This window comes from Amphritea pacifica, from assembly GCF_016924145.1.
GTDB classification, from domain to species: Bacteria; Pseudomonadota; Gammaproteobacteria; order Pseudomonadales; family Balneatricaceae; genus Amphritea; species Amphritea pacifica.
In genome coordinates this window covers 1-463 of sequence record NZ_JAFFZO010000119.1, presented here as the reverse complement: position 1 = coordinate 463, position 463 = coordinate 1, and the positions used below count along the sequence as shown (strand labels likewise).

The following is a 463-nucleotide window of genomic DNA, read 5'->3' as shown; positions in this document are numbered from 1 at the left end:
TGATTAAAACTGAAGAGTTTGATCATGGCTCAGATTGAACGCTGGCGGCAGGCTTAACACATGCAAGTCGAGCGGTAACAGAGAGTAGCTTGCTACTTTGCTGACGAGCGGCGGACGGGTGAGTAACGCGTAGAAATCTGCCTGGTAGTGGGGGATAGCCCAGAGAAATTTGGATTAATACCGCATACGCCCTACGGGGGAAAGCAGGGGACCTTCGGGCCTTGCGCTATCAGATGAGTCTGCGTCGGATTAGCTTGTTGGTGAGGTAATGGCTCACCAAGGCGACGATCCGTAGCTGGTCTGAGAGGATGATCAGCCACACTGGGACTGAGACACGGCCCAGACTCCTACGGGAGGCAGCAGTGGGGAATATTGCACAATGGGCGAAAGCCTGATGCAGCCATGCCGCGTGTGTGAAGAAGGCCTTAGGGTTGTAAAGCACTTTCAGCAGTGAGGAAAGGTT

The 463-nt window shown here is 53.8% G+C and carries 1 rRNA gene; it reads left to right on the top strand.

From position 1 onward, the window contains the following. Positions 1 to 6: 6 nt before the first annotated feature. Positions 7 to 463: ribosomal RNA gene (locus JW499_RS21675) — 16S ribosomal RNA — on the top strand; the annotation flags it as partial.